Source organism: Pantoea dispersa, assembly GCF_035783935.1.
GTDB lineage: Bacteria > Pseudomonadota > Gammaproteobacteria > Enterobacterales > Enterobacteriaceae > Pantoea > Pantoea dispersa_C.
The window spans coordinates 1-484 of record NZ_JALKOV010000034.1; the positions used below are offsets into that span (position 1 = coordinate 1).

Genomic DNA, 484 nt, shown 5'->3' on the forward strand with positions numbered 1-484 from the left:
TTGACACTGTTGCACCTAACTCGCCGGTTATCACCAGCGTAGTGGACAACGTACAGGGGGGCGTGGTTGGTGCGATTGCCAGTGGCGGCGTGACCAACGACAACAGGCCGACACTGAGCGGTACGGCTGAACCAAATGTGCTTGTCAAGATTTTTGATGGCAACACAGTTGTAGGCAGTGTTTATGCGACGGCAACCGGAGCATGGTCACTGGAATTGGCGGCGCCATTAGCGGACGGAACGCATACCTTAACGGTTAGAGCTGAAGATAGTGCGGGCAACGTTTCAGGGCAATCCAATAGCTGGGGTCTGATTGTTGACACTGTTGCACCTAACTCGCCGGTTATCACCAGCGTAGTGGACAACGTGCAGGGGGGCGTGGTTGGTGCGATTGCCAGTGGCGGCGTGACCAACGACAACAGGCCGACACTGAGCGGTACGGCCGAAGCTAACGCACTGGTGTTCCTGCGTGACGGTACTAGTAC

General features: G+C 56.4%; 1 protein-coding gene. It reads left to right on the forward strand.

Going from position 1 to position 484, the window contains the following annotated elements; genetic code table 11:
* Positions 1-62 precede the first annotated feature (62 nt).
* Positions 63-484 (forward strand): Ig-like domain-containing protein (locus tag MXF20_RS23225; protein ID WP_325971644.1); only part of this gene is annotated, 422 nt, incomplete at its 3' end.